We start from the raw sequence: 22,299 nt of genomic DNA, 5'->3' as shown, positions 1-22,299 counted from the left end.
ACCTTTGAGAATATATATTCAAAATAATCAATCTGCTCTAGATGTAGTGTTCTGACAGGCCCGTCATTCTCCCCAAAATCGGGAAAGCTGAAGTTATCAGACAACAGCAAACCAATTGGCGGCGCGTAACGCATTCCACGCCGCAAAGCGCACAGCTCCGGCACAGTCCGGCGGAGAAAGGCTTGTAAGGACGGGCCGTCCAGGATATACAAAGCTCCCGCGGACGGACCACACGGCTACGGTACGCCGCCAGTGCCCGGATGGTGGAACGGTAGACACAAGGGACTTAAAATCCCTAGTCCGAAAGGGCGTGCGGGTTCAAATCCCGCTCCGGGTACCAAGCAATATCAAGGAAATTCCCGGATTCGTCAAAATGACGAATCCGGGAATTTGACTTTTTGAAGACTGGGGAGGGGCGGGAGGAAGGAAACTTTTGTTCAGCTTCAGCCGTTGCACCGAAGGAAGCCACGGATGAAGACAGCGCTGATCAAAGGTCTCCTTTCCCCCCACAAAGTCCCTTCCCCAAACGCCCCTCTACGGCTGCAGGAGCAGGTCGTAGCGGTTGGGGGGGGTAAGGTAGATGCGGGCTGCGGTCTGGACCTGTTCGGGGCTGAGCTTGGCGGCCTTGTCAATAAGGGTCAGATCAAAACCCTGGGGGCGGCCCAGCACGGCGTCTGTGGCGGATTCGCCGGCGCGCGCGCCCAGGCTTTGCCGGTCACGGTAGTATTCGCCGCGCAGGCGGTTGACCGCGGCGCGCAGCAGTTCTTCGGGCAGGGCTTTGGCCTGCACCTGGGCGATAATCCTGGCAAAGCCCTGGCGGGCCTGTTCCACCTTGTCCGGCGTGGTGCCAATATAAAAGGCCATCATGCCGGCCAGCGGCATGGCGCGGTAGAAGGCCGTGACCGTATAGCCCAGGCCCTCCACGTCCCGCATCTGGCTGAACAGCAGGCCGCTCTGGCCGGAAAGCACAGCCTGGAGCAGGAGCAGGGCCGGGGCGTCCGGGTGGTCCGGCGGCACGGCGCGAAAGACCTCCAGCACATGAGCCTGGTTACGGCCGGGCAGATGCAGGTCCAGCTTTTTATCCGTACCCCAGACGGGCAGCGACACGCTGAGGGCTTTGCCCTGGGGCACGGGCAAGCTGCGGGCAAAGGTCAGCACGGCTTCGCGATCAAAGTCGCCCGCCACGGCCAGCACCCAGGGCTGCCGCAGTTGCTGTTCCCAGAAGCTGCGCACATCCTTGGGGGTGAAGCGGGCCAGAGATTCCGGCGTGCCCAGCGGGTCCAGGCCGTAGGGCTGACCGTTGGGATAGAGGAAGGGATTCAAGCGGGAGAACAGCAGCCCCGTAGGCCTGTCCGCGCGTTGGCGCAGGTCGGAAAGCATGTCGCTGACTTCGCGACGCACTTCCTGCTCCTCAAAACGCGGTTTGGTCAACAGGTCTTGCAGCAGGGCAAAGTAGTCCGCATTAAAACGCGCCGGGCCGGTGAGGGATACGGTAAAGGTCTGCAACCCGGCGCTGGCGTCCAGAGAGGCAGCGCGCTGGGCCAACCAGCGTTCCACGCCCTGGGCGTCCAGGTCGGCGCAGCCGTCCGTCAGGGTTCGGGCGGTCAGACCGGCCAGCCCCTGGTTCTCAGCCGCAAGCAGCGCGTTGCCGCCGGGGAAGGAGAGTTGCACTGCGGCATAGGGTACAGTGGCATCGGGCAGCAAAATGAGCGTACGGCCCCCGCCCAGGTCAAAGGTTTCGGCCTTGGCGGCATCGGCGGCCTGCGGCGCGGGCCCTTTGGGCGCGGCCGGGGCGGGCCAGTTGGCGCGCAGAATGGCTTCCAGGTCGGGCAACTGGGCTTTTTCCGGCGCCAGCACGCGCACACGCAGGGCCTGAGGCTGCAGCCAGCGGCTCAGGGCTGTACGCAGGCGGTTCTGGTCCACGCTGCCCAGGGCCGCGCGCATATTGGCTTCCGCCTGTGCGCCGCCCAGATCAAACTGCACGCTTCCAGTCCAGGCCGCCAGGCCGCTGAGGGTTTCGGACGAGCGGTCCATGCCGTCTTCCAGGTTGAACACGGCCCGGCGCACGCTTTCATCGCTGAAGTCTTTGGCGGCGAGGCTTGCCAGGTCTTTGGTCAGGACCTGCCAGAAGGGCTCGAGCTTGTCCGCGTCCATCTGGGCCGAGAGGTAGAGCAGGCCCGCGCGGGCCAGGCTCATATTGCCCATGCCGATGCTGTCCACCAGCTGTTGTTCATACTTGTATTTGCGGTAGAACAGGGAGGTGCCGTCGCCGCCCAGCAGATAGCTCAGCACGTCCAGATCGGTGGAGCGCACGTCGCTCAGGGCAGGCGCGGGAAAAGCCAGCCCCAGATAGACCTTGCTCCAGGGGCCGCGGATGACTTCCACCTGTGGCCCGCCGGGGGCCGCACTCAGGTCCACCGGGGCCGGGGCCGCCTGGTCGCCGCTGTTGGTCAGCCCGCCGAAGAGCTGACGGGCGTGCTCCAGCACAGCCTGGGGGTCCACATCGCCGGCCACCAGCAGCAGCATGTTGCGCGGCTGATACCAGCGGCGCACATAGGCCCGCAGGTCGTCGGCCGTGACGGCGCGCACCGTATCCTTATAACCGATGACGGGCCGTCCGTAGACGGTATTGTGCAGGGTGGAAGTCTGGAGGCTTTCAAACAGGCGGCTCATGGGCTGGTCCTGGTCGCGCTCCAGCTCGGAGATGACCACTTTCTTTTCGGACTCCAGCTCCTTGGGGTCCAGAGAAGCCTGAAAGGCCATTTCCTTGACCACGTCCATGCCAGTGCGCCAGTGGGCGGCGGGCATATCCGTAATGAACCAGGTTTTGTCAAAACTTGTGGCCGCGTTGAGGTAGCCGCCCAGGGCTTCCACATCCTTGGCTACCTGCCCTTTGGGCCGGTGCTCCGTGCCCTTGAAGACCATATGCTCCAGCAAGTGGCTGATGCCGGCCTGGGCCGCCGTTTCATTGGCGGAACCCGTACGCACATAAAGGCGCGTGGCCGCCAGGGGGAAGCGGGTATCTTTGACAATGCAGACCGTCAGCCCGTTAGGCAGCCGGGTAAGCAGCATGTCCTTGCCCGGTGCGGCCTGAGCGGCAGACGCGGACGTCGCCAGCAACAGAAAAAACAGTGTTAATAAAAAACCGTGGCGTGCCATAATCGCTCCACAATAAAGGTTTCTTCATGTCGCAAAGGGAAACGCCCTTGGAAAATGCAAAGGCGCGCCCCTTGTGAGGGACGCGCCGACTATAGCAGGCGGACCGGACGGGAGCAACGCCTAGCCGCCCAGGTAAGCCTCTTTAACCTTTGGATTTTCAAGCATTTCTTTACCAGGACCAGCTAAAACCACCCGGCCCACTTCCAGAATGTAGGCGTAGTGCGCCACAGAAAGGGCCGCGTAAGCGTTCTGCTCCACCAGCAGGACGGTCTTGCCCTCCTGGTTGATGCGCTGGATGATGGCAAAAATTTCGCGCACCAAAAGCGGCGCCAGTCCCAGGGAGGGCTCGTCCAGCATGAGCAGGTCCGGGCGGCTCATGAGGGCACGGCCCACGGCCAGCATTTGCTGTTCGCCGCCGGAAAGGGTGCCGCCCTTCTGCCAGTTGCGTTCTTTGAGGCGGGGAAACAGGGTGTAGACCCAGTCCAGATCTTCAGCAATGGCCGAAGAGTCCGAACGGGAATACGCGCCCAGAAGAAGATTTTCCTCCACGCTCAAATGCGGAAGGATGCGGCGTCCTTCGGGCGAAAGGGAAATGCCCTTGCGGACCATGTCTTCGGGCTTGAGCCCCCGCAAGGACACGGGCGGTTCGCCCTCGTGCCGGGTGAGCAGAATGTCGCCGCCGATATGCTTGTTCAGCCCTGCGATGGAGCGGATAATGCTGCTCTTGCCCGCGCCGTTGGCCCCGATAAGGGTCACGATGCTGCCGCGCGGGATGTCCAGGCTCACGCCCTGCACAGCCTGAATGCCGCCGTAGCGCACCTGCAGGTCTTTGATTTCAAGGATGTTGCCCATATGCTGCCCCTATTTGCCGCCCGCGGGCGCGTCCTCGCCCAGATAGGCGCGGATGACCACGGGGTTGCTGCGCACGGCATCGGGGCCGCCCTCGGCGATCAACGCGCCGTATTCCATAACCCAGATATACTGGCACACGCCCATGACCACCTTCATATCGTGCTCAATGAGCAAGATGGTGAGGCCGAACTCGTCTCGGATATGCCCGATAAAATGCATAAGTTCCAGGCTTTCCTGCGGGTTCATGCCCGCGGCTGGTTCGTCCAGCAAAAGCAGACGTGGTTCCGTAGCCAGGGCCCGGGCAATTTCCAGCCGCCGCTGTGCCCCGTAGGGCAGGCTGCCGGCCTGGTCGTTCAGATTTTCGCTCAGGCCCACCCGATCGGCCAGTTGGCGGCTTTTTTCCGCAATGGCCGCTTCTTCCTTGTAAAAGGCGGGCAGGCCCAGGGGGGCCATCCACCAGGGGCAGTGCCGCCGCACGTGGCAGCCCACCATAATATTTTCCAGCACGCTCATCTGCTGCGAAAGGCGGATGTTCTGAAAGGTGCGGGCAAGGCCCAGACGGCAGATATCGTTGGGATGCAGGCCCTTGATGCTTTGGCCACTAAACAGCACCTCCCCTTCCTGCGGGGTGTAAAAGCCGCTGAGCACATTGAAGGCCGTGGTTTTGCCCGCGCCGTTGGGGCCGATGATGCCGGCAATGGCCCCCTGGGGCAGAGCCAGGGTCAGGTCGCTCACGGCGGTGACGCCGCCAAAGCGCATAGTCACGTTTTTGGCCAGCAGCAGCGCCCCCTTGTAGTCCGGGGGGGTGGGTGCGGTGTAGGCGCTCATGCCTTGCCCCTCCTCAAAAGAGCATTCAGCCCCTTCCAGGTCAGCTCCCTGGTGCCCATGATGCCCTCGCGCCGATAAAGGATGATGCCCAGCAGAACCAGAGAAAACACCACCATGCGCATGCCGGGGATGCCGGGCAGCTCAATAAAGCCCAGGTCCATGGGTTCTTCAATGGCGCGCAGCCATTCCAGCAGAATAGTGATGACCCCCGCGCCCAGCAGGCTGCCCGTCAGGGAGCCCAGGCCGCCCGCCACCACAAACATGAGGACGTTGAAGGTCAGCAAAAAATTGAACATCTTGGGGTCGATGGTGGAAAGGTGGCTGCCCAGCAGGGCCCCGCCCACGCCGGCAAAAAACGCGCCTACGCAGAAGGAGAGCACCTTGTAGCGAAAAACGTTGATGCCCATGACCCTGGCGGCTATTTCGTTATCCCGGATGCAGCGCATCACGTTGCCGTAATTGCTGAAGACGAGCCGCGCCAGCACAATGAGCGTAAAGAGCATCCAGACATAGCAGGAAAGCAGCGAGGCATGGCCCGGTATGCCCTTGATGCCCAGAGAGCCGTTGGTGATGCCCGTGGCGTTAACGATAAGCACGCGGATAATCTCGGCAAAGCCCAGTGTGGCGATGCCCAGATAGTCGTCGCCCAGGCGCAGCACGGGCACGGCGATGATGAAGGCAAAGATCGCCGCCACCAGCCCGCCGGCCAGCACCGAAACCCAGAAGGGGGTCATGAGCTCCGAAAAAGGCCAGATGATGGGCTCCAGAATCCACATCATTTCTTTTTGTTCCGGCGACAGAATGCAGAGGGCCGAAACATAGGCGCCGATGGCGATAAAGCCCGCGTGCCCCAAAGAAAACAGGCCGGTAAAGCCGTAGATGAGGTTAAGCGAGAGCGCCAGGATGGCGTTGATGAAGATGAGCTTGGCAATATAAATCTGGTAATCGCCGAGAAAGCTCTCCGCCTGCCAGAGGACACAGGCCCCGGCCAGCATGAGGGCGATGCTCAGAAATGTGCTGGTGTTGAGGCGCATCAGATCTTCTCCTCCAGCCGCTCGCCCAGGAGGCCCGTGGGCTTGAACAGCAGCACGAGCACCAGCAGCACAAAGGCGAAGGCGTCGCGGTAGCCCGAAAGTTCCGGCATAAAGGCCACGGTCATGATTTCCACAAAGCCCAGGGCCACGCCGCCGATGACCGCGCCCTGAATGGAGCCGATGCCCCCGAACACAGCGGCAATAAAGGCCTTCAGGCCCGGCATGATGCCCATGTAAGGGTGCACCTGGGGGTAGCGCAGGGCCCACATGATGCCCGAGGCCGCAGCCAGGGCCGAACCGATGCAGAAGGTCAGGGCAATGATGTTGTCCACCCGCACGCCCAGAAGGCGCGTGGTTTCAATATCCTTGGAGATAGCGCGCATGGCCAGGCCCGGTTTGGTCCGGTAGACCACATAAAGCAGAATGGCCACCAGCACGATGGTCATGCTCGGCACAAAGGCCGTGAGCGGCAAAATGCGCACGCCGCCCACCTGCCATTCCGCAACCAGCCATTCCGGTTGCAGCACGGGGCGGGGCTGTCCGGTAAAGACCACTACGGCCAGACTTTCAATAAAAAAGGATACCGCAATGGCGCTGATCAGCGCCGAAATGCGCGGAGCGTCGCGCAGGGGGCGGTAGGCCACCCGCTCGATGATGACGCCGAGAAGGCTCGCGCCCGCCACGGAAACCACCGCCGCCACGCCCCAGGGCCAGCCGAAGGCAAAAGTGCCGAAGAAAACGAAGTAGGCCCCCACCATCAGGATATCGCCGTGGGCAAAGTTGATGAGCCGCAGGATGCCGTAGACCATGGTGTAGCCGATGGCGATCAGGGCATAGAGCGACCCCAGGGTGAGGGCGTTAAAACAGTGCTGTAAAAACATGTCAAGGCTCATGAGCCACCTCGGCGCGGCCCGCAAAGCGGGTGGACGCAAAGCGTCCCCCGCCGCCGGACTGTGCGGCAGATAGGGAAAAAACGCCCCGCGGCGATTGCCGCCGCGGGGCCGGAAAGGGGGCGATTTATTTGGGCGTCACTTCGCCCACATACACGCGCTTGCCGTCCTTGTATTCAATGATGCCCACAGGCATTTCAGCATCGTGGGTTTTGTTGATGGTCAGCGAGCCCAGAGCGGTGGGCAGGTTCTTGGTTTCCGCCAGGGCCTTGGCTATGGCTTCGGGCTTGGCGGAGTTGGCGCGCTTGATGGCGTCAAGGATCAGGAAGTAGGTATTGTAGCCCAGGGCGCCGTTGACGTTGGTTTCCTTTTCAGGATAGACGGCCTTCCAGGCTTCGGTAAAACGCTTGGCTTCGGCGCTCATATTGGGCATTTGCGGGTCGTAGGGGAAGGTGGTGTGCAAAAAGCCTTCCGCGGCCTTGCCGCCCAGCTTGAGGGTATCGGGATTGTCCATGGCGTCCGCGCCCATAAGGCGGAACTTGGCGCCCAGCTCGCGGGCCTGCTTCATGATGATGGCGCCTTCGGCAAAGTAGGCGGGCATGAACACGATGTCAGGCTTTTTAGAAATAAGTTCGGTAAGTTGGGCAGTGAAGTCCTGGTCACCGGAACTGTATTTGAGGTTGGCCACCACTTCGCCGCCCAGCTTTTTGAAGGAACGGGTAAAGAAGCTGGAAAGGCCCACGGCATAGTCGTTGGTCATGTCCATGAGCACAGCGGCCTTTTTGAGGCCCAGATTTTCATAGGCATAGGTGGCCGCGGCCGCGCCCTGGTAAGGGTCAATGAAGCAAGCGCGGAAGTAGTATTTTTTGCCCTGGGTTACCAGAGGGTTGGTGCAGGAAGTACCCACGCCGGGAACCTTGGCCTTTTCGGCCACTTCAGCGCCGGCCATAGCCAGGGAGGAACCGTAGGTGCCGATAAGGGCCACCACTTTGTCGCGTTCCACCAGGCGCTTCACGGCATTGGCGGCTTCAACCTTGTCGGACTTGTTGTCCACCACCACCAAATCCACGGGGCGGCCCAGCACGGTGGGCATTTCCTTGTGCGCCAGGCGCACGCCTTCCAGTTCCAGCTGACCGCCAAAAGCGTTCTGCCCGGTCAGGGGGAGGTATACGCCGATTTTGACAGGACCAGCCTCGGCGGCCAGGGTCTGGCCTGCAACGCCAAGGGAAAGCGCCAGCCCGGCCAGCGCCACAAGCAGTTTACCCAATTTCATCCTTCTCCCTCCAGTCATTGAGGTTCTTGGCGGCCTCAAAGTAAGGCCAACCGCTGGCGACACTCTACGCCAGATACAGGGGGACCGCAATTGTTCCGCCCCGTTGCCGCCACAAAATCTCCGTCGTCGCAGCGTGGGGGTACCGTGCCCCCAGGCCCGCGCCTCCGCCCCCGGAGACGTCTGCGGGCCGCTGCGTGACGGCTGACGTAAAAAACTCAGCCCGCCGTAGCCAGGTAGCGGGCAAACAAGCGCAGACCTGGGCGCGAAAAGCGCTCCCACTCCGAAGTCAGCGCCAGCCCCGGCACCAGAGCCCGCACCACGGGCAAATCCAGGTCCGCGCGGGTCAGATCCACGTACAGAGGCCGCCGCCCCTGGGCCTCCAGCACGCTTTCCAAAAGCCGCAGCTCCGCCGCCGGCGAGGGCAGGCTCAGGTCCGGCAGATCTTCCAGATCGCGCACAGGCAGACCAGCCAAGCCCGGCCCCGAAGGCCGCGGCGGCGCGCTGCGCACCGGCGAATAGGGCCAGGGCGTTTCCGTCAACGCAGCCAGGGCCGCGCGCGGACCGCACAAATGGGCTCCGGTGGCGCGCACCACAGCCCCGTCCGGCCCCAGCACAAAACTTTGGTACACGGGCAGCCCCAGTTCCGTGGTCAGATCCTGGAACTGCACCCGGACGCCGCAGGCTGCATAATCGTCCAACAGGGCCTGCAGTCGGGGGTCGCGGCTGCGCAGGCAAAAGCAGCGCGTGCGGCTGTAGGGGGTCACGGCCTCGGCGTCGCGTTCGGCAATTTCCGTCAGCGCGGCCACCTTGGCCTCCTCCGGGGTGTTGCCCGAAGCCAGCCCCGTGGACCCGCCGGCCACAAACAAGGCCGGTTCGTCCAGATTGCAGAACAAAAACACGGCCTGGGCCGGCACCAGCACCGTCGCGCCGCCGCTGTCATGCGCGGACAGCCAGTGCAGGGGAAAATCCGTGTACGGCGCTTCCAAAGGCAGGCTGTTGGGGTCCAGAGCCTCCCGCCCCTGGGCGCGCAATTCCGAAAGCCGCGCCCGCACCAGGGGCAAAGCGTTTTTGCGCTGGGCAATGCGCCCCACCACCGGTCCGCCGCAGTCGTCGGCCGCCGCGCCGCCCTCCTCCACGCTCACATAGGCGCTGGCCCGCTCCACAATCTCCATGGCGCAGGAGGCCCTGGCCGCCGCCAGCGAAAGCCCGCGCCCGTAAGCTGTGGCCGCGCCCCGCAGGGTATGCCGCACGGCCCCGTTGCGCACGGCCACATCCACCCGCCAGCCGCGCAGCAGGGCAATGGGCGCCAGCGAAGCCTCGTGGCGCATTTCCCGCCCTTCCACCAGACCGGCCTCCATCAGGGCGTCCTGAGCGCGCAAAAACGTTTCCTGGGCCGGGGGCCGCTGCCAGGCCGGACCGGAATTGGCCGCCAGCAGGGCGTGTTGACGGCGCAGCTCCCCGGCCTGGGCGGCCATGGCCTCAAGAGCGGCGCGTACGCGCGCTTCCGCAAACAGGGACGGCACATCGGCCTCCCCCCAGCGGGGCAAGGGGTGGTGCTCGCAGATATTGGCGCGGAACAGAGCGCTCCAGGCCGCAGACGCGGCAAAATCGGGTTGCGCGGCCGCGCGCAGATACACGGCCGGGGTGGCCGCCAAAGCCGCCGCCCGCGCCGTGGGCGTCAGGGCCGCGTCCAGATCTTCCAGCCCCGGCAACAGCAGGGCGCACTCCCGCAGCAGCGCGGCCAGAGCCGGACGCGGGCAAGTTCCGTCGGTCGCGTCAGCGCAGCGAGCGGCCAACTGACGCAGTTCCGCCGGGCGGTTCTTACCCAGCAGACGCAACAGATGCAGATGGAGAAAATCGTCGTAAGGCGCGGCTTCCAGGCGGTCCAGAGCCGCATCAAAAGAAAGGGAGGCGGGAGGCAGGCAGGAAAAATAGCCCGTGGTGGCCTGGGTACGCTCGTGGGCGTAGGCGTAATCCAGGGGGGGCAGGTCGGCAAAAGAATCTGGGGTGCTGCGGTTCATCAGACTGTACCCTTGCGGCTTGCGCATGACGCGCGCTACAGGGGCTCCACATCCCCCAAAAACGGAAGGCCGTGCGCGGCATGTTCCGCAGCCGCGGCTGCCGGGGATTCCGGAACGCGGCACAAAAAAAGACGGACCTTGCGGGCCCGCCCTGACACGTCTCGGTCGTCAACCGGAATCCGCTCAAACTGTGCGCCGGGAACCGGGCTCTGCGCCCGAAACGCCGCTTGACAGCACTGCCGCCCATCGGGCTTTGCGTAACAAAAAACGCAGCTCGGCCCCAAAACGGACATGGCCCAGGACAACTTCAACCGACAAGCCCATCGCCGGGCCGCGACAGCACCGTGGCCAAAACAGGGGGCCGCGCCGCCCGCTCCCTTGAGCGCAACGGCGCGGCCCCCGACCATATTAACGTTTGGAGTACTGGTACCGGGCGCGGGCGGCGCGCAGACCGTACTTTTTACGCTCTTTCTTGCGGGCGTCGCGGGTGAGGAAGCCGGCCTTCTTGAGCAAGGGGCGCAGGGCCGGGTCTACCGCCAGCAGGGCGCGGGAAATGCCGTGGCGCACAGCCTCGGCCTGACCGCTCACGCCGCCGCCGGCCACGTTGACGCGCACATCCAGCTTTTCGGCCAGCTTGGCGAGCACCAAGGGCTGACGGATAATCATCTGGAGGGTCTTGCGCGGGAAGTATTCTTCAAACGTGCGGCCATTGACCACAATGGCGCCGGAACCGGCGTAAACGCGGGTACGGGCCGTGGCGGTCTTGCGGCGGCCGGTGCCGTATTCAAATTTTTCGCTCATGGCGTTCTCCGTCCTTAACTAGTGCGCGAGAGTCAGCGGCTGCGGATTCTGGGCCGTATGCGGATGCTCGGCCCCGGCATAGATCTTGAGCTTTTTCAGCATGGCGCGACCCAGACGGTTTTTGGGCAGCATGCCGCGCACGGCGGACATGAGCGCCCGGTCAGGGTGCTGGGCCAGCACGTCGCCGAGCACGCTGGTCTTGAGACCGCCCACCCAGCCGGAATGCCGGTAGTATTTTTTGTCCTGCAGTTTATTGCCGGTGACCTTGATTTTCTCGCAGTTGACCACCACGATGAAATCCCCGTTGTCCATATGCGGGGCGAACTCGGGCTTGTGCTTGCCGCGCAGGCGGTGGGCGATCTGGCTGGCCAGACGACCGAGCACCTGATCCTGAGCGTCCACCACAAACCACTGGCGGTTAATGTCCTTGGGGGTGGGGCTGAACGTTTTCATGGGAATGACTCCTCACTCTGCAAATATCGGCGGCCGTCAGGCAGCTTGGCGTTTCAAACCCGCGATGCGCCGCCCAACGGGGGATGACGACAGTATCGCAGCAAAGGTAGCTTCAATACAGCAAAACGCGCCGGCCTGTCAAGCGCCGGGGGCGCTTTGGCGCACTGCACAGGTCGCGGGCCTGGTGCAGACCCGGCCTGAATCCGGTTTTGGGACGAACGCCACGCGCGTCCGTCCGGCCGAAACGGCTGTGAAGCCCTTGAGGTTTACACCATGAGCCCCTATACTGCCAACTGTTTTTTGTAGGCACACCGGGAGGCCCCATGCCCGTCATCCGCAAGAGTCTGCTGGAACTCATTTTTTCCGGCGCGTACTTGCTGCGCTGGAACGATAAGCTGCGCCCCGTGGAACTGCTTGAGATCGACAAGCAGGCCCACAAAATGCTGCTTGCCTGCGTGCTCTGGCACGAATACACCCGTGAGGCCGACACGGCCCGGCGCGTGGCCCTGGCGACAGAAATTGTTGAAGGCGGTCTTTTCGACTATTTCTACCGGGCCATCATTACGGACATCAAGCCGCCCATCTTTTACAAAATCAAGGCCAACCCCCGCCAGTTCCGCGCGCTCACGCAGCACGTTCTGGAGCGGCTCGCCCCGGCGCTGGCCCCCCTCGGCCCTTTCTGGAAGCGCATGCGCGCATGGCATTTGCACCCCGATGAAGAAAGCCCGGCACGACGCATCCTTACTGCTGCCCACCTCTATGCCTCACAGTGGGAATTTCGCCTTATTGAACCATTCAACACGCCCTTTGACGAAGAAATGGACGACATCGGCCAGTCCTTCCACGACAGGCTGGCGGCCTTTGCCGACCTGCCCAGCCTTATTGCTATGCGCACGCCCCGCACGGCCCTGGCACGGCTGGCCAACCTCTGCGGGCAGTTGCGCTTTCAGATCCGCTGGACGCAGGCCCCGCGCATTCCCTCCACCTCGGTGCTGGGACACATGTTCATTGTGGCCTGTCTGGCCTACTTTTTCAGCCTCACGGTCAAGGCCTGCCCGGCCCGCGCCGACAATAACTTTTTTTGCGGCCTGTTTCACGACCTGCCCGAAGTGCTCACCCGCGACATTATCTCGCCGGTCAAGCAATCCATCGCCAGCCTGCCCAAGATGATCAAAGAATACGAAGAAACGGAACTGGAACGCCGCCTGTTCGCCCCTCTGCGGGAAGAAGGCTTTACGGACCTGGTGGCACGCATCTCCTACTTTCTGGGCCTGGAGGTGGGTTCGGAATTTCAGGAATGCGTCCGTCGCCAGGGTCGCGTCCGGACGCTGGACGGCTTTGACGCCCTGCAGCGCGAGGGCAATACGGACGACCTGGACCCCAAGGACGGCCGCCTGCTCAAAGATTGCGACAACCTGGCCGCCTTTCTGGAGGCCCACAGCTCCATCCGCAACGGGGTTTCCTCGCCGCACCTGCTGGAAGCGCGCGTGCGCCTGCTTACTCGCCTGCGCGAAAGCCCCCTCGCCTGCCTCAACCTGGACGCCCTGCTGGCGGACTTTGACTGACCATGAAACGTCTTCCCGCCCCACCAGCCGCACTGCCGGCCCTGCTGCTGGCCTTCTGCACGCTGTTCACGCCTCTGGCGGCACAGGCCCTGACCATTGCCAAGGGCGTGCCCTTTTACGCCCGCGACATGGAATACTACTACCGTGAGCAGCGGGCCGAAACCCTGCCCGGCATTTTGCGCACCTTTGACGCCCAGGGCGTGCTGGCCGACAGCCGCAAACAACTGGCCCTGGCCGCCTTTCTGGCCGAAGTGCTGCGCCGCGACCCTTCGGCCAGACCGCGCCTGCTGCCGCCCGCGCCCAGCCTGAGCCGCGACGGACGCCGCACCCTGGCCTGGGCTGCGCACCTGGCCCAACTGCCCGACGCTGACGCTCTGATCCAAAGCCTGCTGCAGCCCGACGACGCCCTGCTGCTCCGGCAGATCACTGCCAGCCCGGCCCCCTTGCTGCGCTGGAATCTCTATGCGGAAAAAACCGTGCTCCAGATGTACTGGACCGCCTACCTGGCCTCGGGCGACGCGGCCTATCTGGACCCTATCATCGCGGCGGCCCTGCGCTACGCCCGGCTCAACGCCGCAGGGCTGCAGAACGATCCGGACTTTTCCGTCAGCGCCGCCGCCGCGGCTTCCCTCTACGACATGGCCCCCCGGCATCCTGAGGTCGACGCCCGCGTGGCGCAGGCCCTGAACAGTCAATCCGGCCCGGAGGCCGCAACCCTGCGCACCATTCTGCGCCGCTGAGTGCATACCGCCATGACCAACCAGACCACCAACTACGGCGTGCTGTTCGACCACGGCCGCCACGCCCGCATCGGCCTGCCCGAAGCCGTTTTCTGCCAGGGCAAACCACGCGAGGCCGTGCTGGATCTGCTGCGCGACCGCGCCGCCGACCCCGCCCCCGTGCTGTTTACCCGGCTCGCCGCCGACGTTTTTGCCGCAGCGCCGGAAGACATCCGCGCCTGCTACAGGTATCATCCTCTGTCCCGCACGGCCTTTACCCGGCCCCTGCCCCCCAAAGCCCACGGCCGCGTAGCCCTGGTTTCCGCAGGCACGGCCGACGGCTCCGTGCTCTGGGAGGCCGCGCGCACCCTGGAGTATCTGGGCATAACCCACCAGGTCATAGAGGATAACGGCGTGGCCGGGCTCTGGCGCATCACTGCCAGCCTGCCGGACCTGGCCGCCGCCGACGCGGTCATCGTGGTTGCCGGTCTGGACGCGGCCCTGGCCTCGGTGGTAGGAGGCCTTACGCCGCGCCCCATCTTTGCGGTGCCCACTTCCGTGGGGTACGGCATGGCCCGTCAAGGGCATACGGCCCTGGCCGCCATGCTGGTAAGCTGCGCCCCAGGCGTGGGCGTCATGAATATTGACAATGGCTACGGCGCGGCCTGCGCCGCCGCAAGAATCATCAATCTTCTCAATGAAAAGGAAACCCCATGCCCCGGCAAACCCTGACGCCGCCCCACAGCGCGCCCAGCCACAATCCTGCGCCGCACTGCCACTCCGCCCCCTGCGCACATCTGGCGCCAGATACGCATCCGGCCCCCGACGCGCCTGCGCAACATCCCGCCAGCCTTACAGTCCTTACCGTACGGCCCGCTTCGGGCCTTTCCGGCGACATGCTGCTCAGCGGTCTGGCCGCCCTGCTGGACCTGGACGCCCCGGCCTTGGACGCCCTGACGGACGAACTGCGCCTGCCAGCCTTGCACGGCGTTTTGCGGCTGGAAGCGCGCCAGGTTAACGGCATCGCCGGTGTAGGCTGCCACATTGACCTGCCCCACGAGCACAGCCACCGCAGCCTGGCCGACATTCTGGCCCTGCTGGACGTCAGCGCCCTGCCCGCCGACGCCGCCACCCTGGCCAGGGAGGCCTTCACTGTTCTGGCTGCCGCCGAGGGCGCAGTGCACGGCAAAAGTCCGGAGCAGGTGACCTTTCACGAAGTGGGCGCACTGGACAGCATTCTGGACATCTGCCTCGCCTGCCGTCTGTTCACCCAGCTGGCCCCCCACCGCTTTGTCTGCAGCCCCCTGCCCCTGGCCGACGGCCTGGTCCGTTGCGCCCACGGCTGCCTGCCCACCCCGGCCCCGGCCGTGCTGCACATGCTGGAAGGCGTAGCCGTGCAGGGCTTTGCCGGGCAGGGCGAAACCGTCACCCCCACCGCCCTCTGCCTGCTCAAGGCCTTCAAGGCCGATTTCGGGCCCTGGCCTGCCATGACTGTGCGCAAAACCCGCATCAGCTACGGCGACAAAGTTTTTCCCCACGTGCCCAACGGCGCGCTCTGGGCCCTGGGCACGGCGCAATAAACGGACCAGGACACGGCCGCCCCCCCCGAGTCAGGAGGCGCGCCCCCGGTACCCCCTTTCTATTTACTATAGATACAGGTATGTCATGGATGCCGATCCCACCAAAGCCGCTGCCTTGCCCCACCGCCTGCGGAAAGTTTTCCGCAGTCTGCCCGCCTGCGCCATAGCCTTTTCCGGTGGGCTGGACAGTCGCTTTCTCTGCCACGCCGCCCTGCTCTGCGGCAGCCGCGTCCTGGCCCTGCACGCCCAGGGGCCGCACATTGCCGCGCAGGAAAGTGCGGAAGCGCAGGACTGGGCCCGTCGTCGCGGTCTGCCCCTGCGGCTTGTGCACTACAGCCCCCTGCCTCTGGCGGAGGTGGCCGCCAACAGCCGCGAGCGCTGCTACGCCTGCAAGCGCGGCCTCATGGCCGCCCTGCGGGCGACCCTGGCCCTCACGGGACAAGACGCGCCCTGCACGCTCTGCGACGGCACCAACGCCGACGACATGCGGGCCTTTCGCCCCGGACTGCGAGCCCTCAAAGAAGCCGGCGTGCGCTCCCCCCTGGCCGAGGCCGGGCTGACCAAGGACGACATCCGCCGTCTGGCCCGCCAGACCGGCCTGGACCGGCCGGACCAGCGCGCCCGGCCCTGCCTGCTGACCCGCCTGGCCTACGGCTTCGAACCGACCGAAGACCTGCTGCGCCGCCTGGACGCCGCCGAAGCCGCCCTGGACGCCCTGCCCGCCCCGGCGGATGCGTCGGCCGCCGCCGACGCAGAACAAGGAGCCGCCCTGGGCGACTTTCGCCTGCGCGTCACGCCCGAACCGCTGCTCCAGGCCCAGCGCCTGCCCCCGGAACTGCGCCCGCAGGTGGAGGCCATCCTCGCCGCGCACGGCTTTGCCCCCTGCACCATCCGTCTGGATCAGGACATAAGCGGTTTTTACGACACGAAAAAGATTGTCTGAAGCCGTACGCTCCGGACTGAGCACGGGCGAAGACAACGCTGCCGTAACCGTGGTTACGCGTCCGAAGGGGCGCCCCTGGGGTGCGGGTTCACTTGGCAAAGGAATATGGTCAAAACTTTCTGCGGCTGGGGCTCAGCCCATAAGCGTCACCACGCCGGCGGCCAGCACGCGGCCTGCGGGGTCGTACACAGCGGCCACCTGGCCGGGAGCAGAGGGGAAAAGCGGTTCCGCCAGCGAAATGTGCAGGCCGCCGTCCGCAGCAACGCGCACCTGGGCCGAGGCAGGGCGCTGCCGGTAACGCAAGCGCACCAAAACCGCCTCCGGCCAGAACTCCGGAGGCAGCAGCAGGTTGGCCCGCGCCGTGCGGCACCAACGCATGCCCAGCAGGTGGCGGGGGCCCACCACCAGGGCGTTGGCGGCCCTGTCCTTGCGCAATACGTAGAGAGGTTCGCTGTAGGCAATGCCCAGGCCCTTGCGCTGGCCCTCGGTATAGCGCCAGAGGCCACGGTGCCGCCCGATTTCGCGCAGGCCGCCCTGGGCGTCGGCCAGCAGCACCGGGCCGGGTTCGGGCGCGTCCAGCCCGGCCGCGCGCCAGCGGCTTTCCAGAAAAGGCCTGTAGGCCTCGTTGCCAGCCCCTTTCTCCGGTGTGGGCACAAAGCAGATATCCTGACTTTCACCCGGCAGGGGCACTGTAAGCCCGGCTGCCGCCACCAGGGCGCGGGTGGTCGTTTTGTCCTGTCCGGCCAAAGGGAACTGCGCGCGGGCCAGGCGTTGCCGCGGCACCAGGCTCAAAAAATAACTCTGGTCCTTGGCGGCGTCCTGCGCCGTGGCCAGAAGCGGCAGCTCCGATCTGTCCGGGCCGGGAACCAGCCGGGCGTAGTGGCCTGTGGCCAGGCGGTCTGCACCCAGGGCCAGGGCCGCATCCAGCAGCGCGCCGAACTTAATGGCGCGGTTGCAACGGGCGCAGGGGTTGGGCGTGCGCCCGGCGGCATAGGCGGCGGCAAAGGGCATGAGCACCTCGCGCGCAAAGGCCTGGCGCAAATCAACCACATGCAGGGGCACGTCCAGGGCGGCACAGGCCCGGTACAGCCCCAGAGGCGCGTCTTCCGGCCCCTCGGGCAGAAAACGCCCGTGCAGGGCCAGCACCTTGTGCCCCGCGCGACGCAGCAAGAGCAGGGCGCACAGGCTGTCCACCCCGCCGCTCACGGCTACAGCCACGGTTTGCATTGTTTTTGCCGGATGCGCGTACATACTCTCACCAAAGGATCCCAATGCGGGGAAGGGCGTTACGCTAGAGCAGTTAACGAATGAAATGAGCTAACTGCTCTGCAAGGATTTTCTTGAAAATCCTTGCCACGAAATGCGAGAAGGCAGGCTTTTGCCTGCCGTAAGCGAGCACTTCAAGTGTTACATGCTCTAAAAGCAGGGGAATCCGGGGCATGCCGTCAGCCTCTCCCCCAGCCCGGTTGGGCGGCGCAGGGCTCTCCGCAACCGCACCCGTTGTGCCGTGCCAACTGCCGGAGAAGAAGACCTTCGGAATACGGCAATCCATCAGTTTTTTATATTGCTCCGGAAGCGCACGGCTGCAGCATACAGAAACCGTCTCCCTCTCTGCACCAGGGCGGGGCCTGCCCTGAGCGTCGCCTGAAACAAGAAAAGGTTTTTGAAGAAGGGAGGGCGTGGGGGGAAGGAAACTTTTGTTCACCAAAGTTCCCTTCCCCCCACAAAATCCCTTTACTCTTCCCCTACAAAATCTGGTTCAAAAACTGACGCAGGCGGGGGTGACGGGGGTGGGTGAAGAGGGTCTCCGGCTTGCCCATTTCCACAATCTGGCCCTGATCCATAAAAATAAGACGATCGGCCACGGTGCGGGCGAAGCCCATTTCGTGGGTGACGCAGATCATGGTCATGCCTTCTTCGGCCAGTTTGACCATAACGTCCAGCACTTCGCCCACCATTTCTGGGTCCAGAGCGGAAGTGGGTTCGTCAAAGAGCATGATGGCGGGCTGCATGGCCAGGGCGCGGGCAATGGCCACGCGCTGCTGCTGGCCGCCGGAGAGCATGGCGGGATAGACGTTGGCTTTATCGCTGATGCCCACTTTTTTGAGCAGGTTCAAAGCGCGGGCGTCGGCGTCCTCGCGGGAGAGTTTGCGCAGGATGATGGGCGCCAGGGTAAGGTTTTCCAGCACAGTTTTATGGGGAAAAAGATTAAACTGCTGAAAGACCATGCCCAGATTCTGGCGCATTTCGTTGATATTGTTCGCGTCGCTCTGGATGTCCTTGCCCTGGACCATGATGCTGCCCTGGTCGATCTCTTCCAGGCGGTTGATGGAACGCAGCAGCGTGGACTTGCCGGAACCTGAGGGGCCGATGATGACCACGCGCTCGCCGGGGGCGATATCCAGGCTCACGTCCTGCAGGGCCGACAGTGCGCCGAAGTATTTCCAGACGTGGTCAATGAAAATGATGGGGGCTGCCGCGTCCGCTGCGGGGGTTGTGGCCGCAGGGGCGACGCCCTGGGGGGTGGCGTTACTTTCCGTCATAGTAGTTCAGCCTGGATTCCATGATGCTCACGGCTTTGGAGAGCACCAGAGTAATGATGAGGTAGAGCAGGGCCACCATAGTGTAGGTTTCAAAATACAGGTAGGTGGTGCCCACAAAGCTGCGGGCGCGCTGCATGATGTCCGGCACGGCCATGATGGAAACCAGGGAGGTATCCTTGAGCATGGCGATGCATTCGTTGCCCACGGGCGGCAAAATGGTGCGCATGGCCTGGGGCAGCACCACATGGCGCATGGTCTGGTAGCGGTTGAAGCCCAGGGAGCGGGCGGCCTCGCTCTGGCCTTTGTTGATGGCCGTGATGCCGGCGCGGAAGACCTCGCCCATGTAGGCCCCATAACAAAAACTGATGGCCACCACTGCGGAGGTGATGCCGCTTACCTGCACAAAACGCGACATGGCATAGTAGATGTAAAAAATCTGCACCAGCAGGGGAATGCCGCGAATAACCTCCACATAGGTGGAAGCCACGAGGTTGATGAGACGGTTGTCCGAAATGCGGCCAAGCCCGGTGAGCAGGCCCAGGGGCACGGCACAGCAGATGGAGAGCAGCGTGATTTTAAAGGTGATCAGCACGCCGTCCGGCAGGTAGAGCAGGATGCGCAGGTAGGGTTCCGGCCAGAGCAGACACAGGCTGCCAAGGGTGATCAGCGCGCCGGCCAGGGCCAGGGACCAGGCGTTGATAAGCCGCCATTCGCGCGGATCGGGGATGGAGGCCCCGTCCGTAACCATAATAATGTTGCCCTTGCTGCCGTCTTTTTTATCCTGCATATCGGTCTCTTATAGGCAATGGGATGGCGGACGTCCGGGAGACCCCGGACGTCCGCAGGGAGCTGTTGCAACGGAGCGGCGGACTAGCGGTCCACGCCCATCCATTTGTCCAGCAGGCGGGCTTCTTCGCCCGATGCCCGCACAGCCTTGATGCCCTTGTTGAGCTTGTCCACCAGGTCCTTGCGGCCTTTGCGCACGGTAAAACCGTAGTATTCCTTTTCGGCCGTTTTGAAGGAGAGGTTGAGCTTGCCGGCGGTGTCCGGCTTTTTGTTGGCGTAATAGAGGGCCACGGGGTCGTCGCAGATGACGGCGTCCAGGCGACCGCCCAGCATGTCCTGAATGGCCAGGCCCACGTCGTCGTATTCCTTGAGGTCTACGGCCACGCCGGATTTACGGATGACGAAGACGCCGGTGGTGCCGATCTGGCCGCCCACCTTCTTGCCTTTGAGGTCGGCCAGGCTCTTGATGCTCTTGCCTGCGGGCAGCACCACGGCCTGGGCCACTTCATAGTAAGGGTCGGAAAAATCGAACTGCTTTTTGCGTTCTTCAGTAATGGTGGTGGCCGCCGCCACGATGTCGTACTGGCCTGTGGCCACGCCGCCGAAGATGCCGTCCCAGGCGATGTTGCGCACGTCCACGGTAAAGCCCGCGGCCTTGGCCACGGCCTTGATGTAGTCTACGTCAAAACCCGTGGGCTGTTTGTTTTCGTCCAGCAGTTCCATGGGGGGCCAGGTGCAGTCGGTGGCAACCACATAGTGTTCGGCGGCGCGGGCGGGCGCGCAGAGCAGCAGCAGCGCCAGCAGGGCCAGGGTCAAATGACGGCTCATGCGATCTCCTTACAAAGGCTTGCGGGGCGTCCGGCGTGCAGGGCCGGACGCCCCGCGTCCGTTAGTTGGTTGTGCCCATCCACTTTTGGACAAGCTTTTTGTCCAGACCAGAGGCTTTAACAGCCTGAATGCCCTTGTTGAGCTTTTCCAGCAGGTCTTTGCGGCCCTTGCGCACGGTAAAGCCGTAGTATTCCTTCTCGGCGGCCTTGAAGGATATGTTCAGCTTGCCGGCGGTGTCGGCCTTTTTATTCACATAGTACATGGCCACGGGGTCGTCGCAGATGACGGCGTCAATGCGGCCGCCCAGCAGATCCTGAATGGCCAGGCCCACGTCGTCGTATTCCTTGATTTCCGCGCCCACCTTGGCGTTGCGCATAACGAAGATGCCGGTGGTGGCGATCTGACCGCCCACCTTCTTGCCCTTGAGGTCGGCCAGGCTCTTGATGCTCTTGCCCGCGGGCAGCACCACGGCCTGGACCACTTCATAATAAGGGTCGGAAAAATCGAACTGCTTTTTGCGTTCTTCGGTGATGGTCACGGACGAGGCCACGATGTCGTACTGGCCCGTGGCCACGCCGCCGAAGATGCCGTCCCAGGCGATGTTGCGCACTTCCACCTCAAAACCGGCGGCCTTGGCGGCGGCGCGGATGTAGTCGGTGGAGAAGCCTTCGGGCTTTTTGTCGGCGCTCAGCATTTCCATGGGGGGCCAGGTGCAGTCGCTGGCCACAATGTACTTGTCGGCGGCCAGGGCCTGACCGCAGCACAGGGTCAGCGCCAGCAGAGCGAGAGTGATTCGGCGAAACATGGAACCTCCTTGACAATGGGGTTGGTGGGTTCAATGGCCGGGGCGGGCCAACCGCGCCCGAAACCGCACGCGCGGGCATGCTGCCGGGCGGCGGCGCAAACCGTGCGCAAAGCTCTCCTGCTGGCGCCTGTGGGGGACGCCGTCGCCTCTGGCGTGGCCCGCAATGGCCCGTAACAGCGACGGCCCGTCCTGCGGAACCGGGGGTTTTTGCCAACGCGGCTGCGTCAGGCCGCCGCGCTGGCCACTCCGGCACGGCCCCCGCAGGCGGGCAACCAACCAGAAAAGAACGTGGTTCTATGTAGCTTCGGGCGCGGGTCGCGTCAAGGGCAACCCCCACCCAAACCCATTACTACCAACGGTTGCCGGGGGCGGGGTCCGTATCGTCCTCAGCGCCTTCCGGCCCGTCCGCTCCCCCTTCCTCCACGTCCGTCACGGACGGATGCGACGGGGAGGGCAACGGGCGCTGCTGGGGTTCGTTTTCTGCATCGTCCGGCCGCTCATCACGCAGGGCCTGCTGCAGAAACCAGTCTTCACGGATGCGCCAGGAGGCCGCCGCCGTATAGGCCGGCGAAGAATAGCCCACAGAAAGCACCAGGGTGCGGCGGGCGTGCTCCTGCAAACGGATGAGCAGGGGCGTGAAATCGGCGTCGCCGGAAAGAATGATGAATTCGTCAAAATGGGTGGTATGCGAGAGGTCGTCCATACAATCCATGACCAGGTGGATGTCCGTGCTGGTCTTGCCGCGCGAGGTCAGCGGCGGACAGTCCACCACCTGAAAAGCGCTGCGGATGAAGGGATTGCGGAATTCCTGATAGCGTTGCGGATTGAGGTAGCACATGCGTTTGAGAATGCGCCTGCGCACCCCCTCGCCGTACAGAATGCGCAGGGCGTGGTTCTCGATCCAGCGCACCCAGCGGTAGGGGGCGGATCCAAAAGACCGGGCGGCTTCTGGGTCAATTTCAAGAAACCTGGTATAAATGTTGTCAAAATCCACATACAGTGCGCTGAGCACTTCATCAAAACCAGTAAAACGTGCCATAGTATCCTCTACAAAATAAAAGTCGAAGCCAAGAAAAGAAGTATATTTTCTGTGCCGCGTCAAGGCAAGATTTTTGCGGGGCCCAGCCTTCTTTTCAATTGTGCCCCAACTTGATACGGTGCCTTCCGCACGGAAGCGCCACCGTACGGCGCAAAAGACGGGCCACCTTCATGAAAACTG

21 protein-coding genes and 1 tRNA gene are annotated in these 22,299 nt (G+C 63.7%); 6 read left to right on the top strand and 16 right to left on the bottom strand.

All coding sequences use genetic code 11. The features are described from left to right. The first annotated feature begins 254 nt into the window (after nucleotides 1–254). A tRNA-Leu gene (locus tag J7I12_RS00305) sits at nucleotides 255–340 on the top strand. 194 nt (nucleotides 341–534) lie between these two features. Here the strand turns inward: J7I12_RS00305 and J7I12_RS00300 are convergent. The 9 genes from J7I12_RS00300 to rplM form a co-directional block, all read right to left on the bottom strand. Further along, the gene (locus tag J7I12_RS00300) at nucleotides 535–3,159 is read right to left on the bottom strand and encodes a M16 family metallopeptidase (protein WP_303192977.1); all 2,625 of its coding nucleotides are present in this window, start codon (nucleotides 3,157–3,159) and stop codon (nucleotides 535–537) included. A gap of 120 nt (nucleotides 3,160–3,279) precedes the next feature. Further along, a complete protein-coding gene (locus J7I12_RS00295) occupies nucleotides 3,280–4,002 on the bottom strand; it encodes an ABC transporter ATP-binding protein (RefSeq protein ID WP_118229578.1) in 723 nt (240 codons plus the stop codon). 18 nt (nucleotides 4,003–4,020) lie between these two features. Further along, nucleotides 4,021–4,839: an ABC transporter ATP-binding protein gene (locus J7I12_RS00290; protein WP_118229519.1), complete on the bottom strand. Its 819-nt coding sequence runs from the start codon at nucleotides 4,837–4,839 to the stop codon at nucleotides 4,021–4,023. Then, complete coding sequence (locus J7I12_RS00285) at nucleotides 4,836–5,873, bottom strand: branched-chain amino acid ABC transporter permease (RefSeq protein WP_118229518.1); 1,038 nt, start codon at nucleotides 5,871–5,873, stop codon at nucleotides 4,836–4,838. Before J7I12_RS00285 ends, J7I12_RS00290 begins: the two co-directional genes overlap by 4 nt. After that, nucleotides 5,873–6,766 (bottom strand): branched-chain amino acid ABC transporter permease, encoded by an 894-nt coding sequence (locus J7I12_RS00280; RefSeq protein ID WP_118229517.1) that lies wholly within the window; start codon nucleotides 6,764–6,766, stop codon nucleotides 5,873–5,875. The genes J7I12_RS00285 and J7I12_RS00280 overlap by 1 nt, the downstream gene beginning before the upstream one ends. 124 nt (nucleotides 6,767–6,890) lie before the next feature. Beyond that, entirely contained in the window at nucleotides 6,891–8,036 is a 1,146-nt protein-coding gene (locus J7I12_RS00275; protein ID WP_118229516.1) for an ABC transporter substrate-binding protein, read from the bottom strand. 215 nt (nucleotides 8,037–8,251) lie between these two features. Beyond that, complete coding sequence (locus tag J7I12_RS00270; RefSeq protein WP_302413296.1) at nucleotides 8,252–10,057, bottom strand: YcaO-like family protein; 1,806 nt, start codon at nucleotides 10,055–10,057, stop codon at nucleotides 8,252–8,254. 408 nt (nucleotides 10,058–10,465) lie between these two features. Beyond that, entirely contained in the window at nucleotides 10,466–10,858 is a 393-nt protein-coding gene (gene rpsI / locus J7I12_RS00265) for a 30S ribosomal protein S9 (protein ID WP_118229514.1), read from the bottom strand. An 18-nt stretch (nucleotides 10,859–10,876) separates the two neighbouring features. Then, complete coding sequence (gene rplM, locus J7I12_RS00260) at nucleotides 10,877–11,311, bottom strand: 50S ribosomal protein L13 (RefSeq protein ID WP_118229513.1); 435 nt, start codon at nucleotides 11,309–11,311, stop codon at nucleotides 10,877–10,879. Nucleotides 11,312–11,634: 323 nt separating this feature from the next. Here rplM and J7I12_RS00255 point away from each other — a divergent pair, with 323 nt between their 5' ends. The 5 genes from J7I12_RS00255 to larE all read left to right on the top strand — a co-directional run bounded on the left by J7I12_RS00255 (nucleotide 11,635) and on the right by larE (nucleotide 16,118). Beyond that, nucleotides 11,635–12,876 carry an HD domain-containing protein gene (locus J7I12_RS00255; RefSeq protein ID WP_302548674.1) on the top strand — a complete coding sequence of 414 codons (1,242 nt, stop codon included), beginning with the start codon at nucleotides 11,635–11,637 and terminating at the stop codon, nucleotides 12,874–12,876. Nucleotides 12,877–12,878: 2 nt separating this feature from the next. Next, nucleotides 12,879–13,616 (top strand): translation initiation factor 2, encoded by a 738-nt coding sequence (locus J7I12_RS00250; RefSeq protein ID WP_302548676.1) that lies wholly within the window; start codon nucleotides 12,879–12,881, stop codon nucleotides 13,614–13,616. 12 nt (nucleotides 13,617–13,628) lie between these two features. After that, nucleotides 13,629–14,327 carry a nickel pincer cofactor biosynthesis protein LarB gene (gene larB / locus J7I12_RS00245; RefSeq protein ID WP_302413297.1) on the top strand — a complete coding sequence of 233 codons (699 nt, stop codon included), beginning with the start codon at nucleotides 13,629–13,631 and terminating at the stop codon, nucleotides 14,325–14,327. After that, the gene (larC, locus tag J7I12_RS00240; RefSeq protein ID WP_302548678.1) at nucleotides 14,309–15,175 is read left to right on the top strand and encodes a nickel pincer cofactor biosynthesis protein LarC; all 867 of its coding nucleotides are present in this window, start codon (nucleotides 14,309–14,311) and stop codon (nucleotides 15,173–15,175) included. Before larB ends, larC begins: the two co-directional genes overlap by 19 nt. Nucleotides 15,176–15,260: 85 nt before the next feature. Further along, on the top strand, nucleotides 15,261–16,118 hold the full coding sequence (larE, locus tag J7I12_RS00235) for an ATP-dependent sacrificial sulfur transferase LarE (RefSeq protein ID WP_302413299.1): 858 nt from the start codon (nucleotides 15,261–15,263) through the stop codon (nucleotides 16,116–16,118). A gap of 132 nt (nucleotides 16,119–16,250) precedes the next feature. Here the strand turns inward: larE and mnmA are convergent, their stop codons facing one another. The 7 genes from mnmA to J7I12_RS00200 all read right to left on the bottom strand — a co-directional run bounded on the left by mnmA (nucleotide 16,251) and on the right by J7I12_RS00200 (nucleotide 22,119). Next, nucleotides 16,251–17,345: a tRNA 2-thiouridine(34) synthase MnmA gene (gene mnmA / locus J7I12_RS00230; protein WP_302548681.1), complete on the bottom strand. Its 1,095-nt coding sequence runs from the start codon at nucleotides 17,343–17,345 to the stop codon at nucleotides 16,251–16,253. Nucleotides 17,346–17,418: 73 nt separating this feature from the next. Next, on the bottom strand, nucleotides 17,419–17,823 hold the full coding sequence (locus J7I12_RS00225) for a hypothetical protein (protein WP_483203319.1): 405 nt from the start codon (nucleotides 17,821–17,823) through the stop codon (nucleotides 17,419–17,421). 40 nt (nucleotides 17,824–17,863) lie between these two features. Further along, a complete protein-coding gene (locus J7I12_RS00220) occupies nucleotides 17,864–18,661 on the bottom strand; it encodes an amino acid ABC transporter ATP-binding protein (RefSeq protein ID WP_302548684.1) in 798 nt (265 codons plus the stop codon). After that, on the bottom strand, nucleotides 18,648–19,448 hold the full coding sequence (locus J7I12_RS00215) for an amino acid ABC transporter permease (RefSeq protein WP_118229506.1): 801 nt from the start codon (nucleotides 19,446–19,448) through the stop codon (nucleotides 18,648–18,650). Before J7I12_RS00215 ends, J7I12_RS00220 begins: the two co-directional genes overlap by 14 nt. An 83-nt stretch (nucleotides 19,449–19,531) precedes the next feature. Next, the gene (locus tag J7I12_RS00210; RefSeq protein WP_130958235.1) at nucleotides 19,532–20,275 is read right to left on the bottom strand and encodes a basic amino acid ABC transporter substrate-binding protein; all 744 of its coding nucleotides are present in this window, start codon (nucleotides 20,273–20,275) and stop codon (nucleotides 19,532–19,534) included. Between the two features lie 61 nt (nucleotides 20,276–20,336). Continuing rightward, nucleotides 20,337–21,080, bottom strand: a complete 744-nt coding sequence (locus J7I12_RS00205) for a basic amino acid ABC transporter substrate-binding protein (protein WP_118229504.1) — start codon at nucleotides 21,078–21,080, stop codon at nucleotides 20,337–20,339. Between the two features lie 349 nt (nucleotides 21,081–21,429). Next, nucleotides 21,430–22,119 carry an NYN domain-containing protein gene (locus J7I12_RS00200; protein WP_242621270.1) on the bottom strand — a complete coding sequence of 230 codons (690 nt, stop codon included), beginning with the start codon at nucleotides 22,117–22,119 and terminating at the stop codon, nucleotides 21,430–21,432. Nucleotides 22,120–22,299 lie beyond the last annotated feature (180 nt).

This window comes from Desulfovibrio diazotrophicus, from assembly GCF_902498985.2.
GTDB lineage: Bacteria > Desulfobacterota > Desulfovibrionia > Desulfovibrionales > Desulfovibrionaceae > Desulfovibrio > Desulfovibrio legallii.
This window is presented reverse-complemented; position numbering and strand designations above follow the sequence as displayed.

Bases quoted from the DNA above. Each gene is read 5' to 3' on its own strand.
- J7I12_RS00275 (WP_118229516.1), bottom strand. From the start codon at position 8,036: ATGAAATTGGGTAAACTGCTTGTGGCGCTGGCCGGGCTGGCGCTTTCC.
- larB (WP_302413297.1), top strand. From the start codon at position 13,629: ATGACCAACCAGACCACCAACTACGGCGTGCTGTTCGACCACGGCCGC.
- J7I12_RS00270 (WP_302413296.1), bottom strand. From the start codon at position 10,057: ATGAACCGCAGCACCCCAGATTCTTTTGCCGACCTGCCCCCCCTGGAT.
- J7I12_RS00290 (WP_118229519.1), bottom strand. From the start codon at position 4,839: ATGAGCGCCTACACCGCACCCACCCCCCCGGACTACAAGGGGGCGCTG.
- larC (WP_302548678.1), top strand. From the start codon at position 14,309: ATGCCCCGGCAAACCCTGACGCCGCCCCACAGCGCGCCCAGCCACAAT.
- J7I12_RS00255 (WP_302548674.1), top strand. From the start codon at position 11,635: ATGCCCGTCATCCGCAAGAGTCTGCTGGAACTCATTTTTTCCGGCGCG.
- rplM (WP_118229513.1), bottom strand. From the start codon at position 11,311: ATGAAAACGTTCAGCCCCACCCCCAAGGACATTAACCGCCAGTGGTTT.
- J7I12_RS00250 (WP_302548676.1), top strand. From the start codon at position 12,879: ATGAAACGTCTTCCCGCCCCACCAGCCGCACTGCCGGCCCTGCTGCTG.
- J7I12_RS00205 (WP_118229504.1), bottom strand. From the start codon at position 21,080: ATGTTTCGCCGAATCACTCTCGCTCTGCTGGCGCTGACCCTGTGCTGC.
- J7I12_RS00285 (WP_118229518.1), bottom strand. From the start codon at position 5,873: ATGCGCCTCAACACCAGCACATTTCTGAGCATCGCCCTCATGCTGGCC.
- rpsI (WP_118229514.1), bottom strand. From the start codon at position 10,858: ATGAGCGAAAAATTTGAATACGGCACCGGCCGCCGCAAGACCGCCACG.
- J7I12_RS00215 (WP_118229506.1), bottom strand. From the start codon at position 19,448: ATGCAGGATAAAAAAGACGGCAGCAAGGGCAACATTATTATGGTTACG.
- mnmA (WP_302548681.1), bottom strand. From the start codon at position 17,345: ATGCAAACCGTGGCTGTAGCCGTGAGCGGCGGGGTGGACAGCCTGTGC.
- J7I12_RS00280 (WP_118229517.1), bottom strand. From the start codon at position 6,766: ATGAGCCTTGACATGTTTTTACAGCACTGTTTTAACGCCCTCACCCTG.
- larE (WP_302413299.1), top strand. From the start codon at position 15,261: ATGGATGCCGATCCCACCAAAGCCGCTGCCTTGCCCCACCGCCTGCGG.
- J7I12_RS00210 (WP_130958235.1), bottom strand. From the start codon at position 20,275: ATGAGCCGTCATTTGACCCTGGCCCTGCTGGCGCTGCTGCTGCTCTGC.
- J7I12_RS00200 (WP_242621270.1), bottom strand. From the start codon at position 22,119: ATGGCACGTTTTACTGGTTTTGATGAAGTGCTCAGCGCACTGTATGTG.
- J7I12_RS00300 (WP_303192977.1), bottom strand. From the start codon at position 3,159: ATGGCACGCCACGGTTTTTTATTAACACTGTTTTTTCTGTTGCTGGCG.
- J7I12_RS00220 (WP_302548684.1), bottom strand. From the start codon at position 18,661: ATGACGGAAAGTAACGCCACCCCCCAGGGCGTCGCCCCTGCGGCCACA.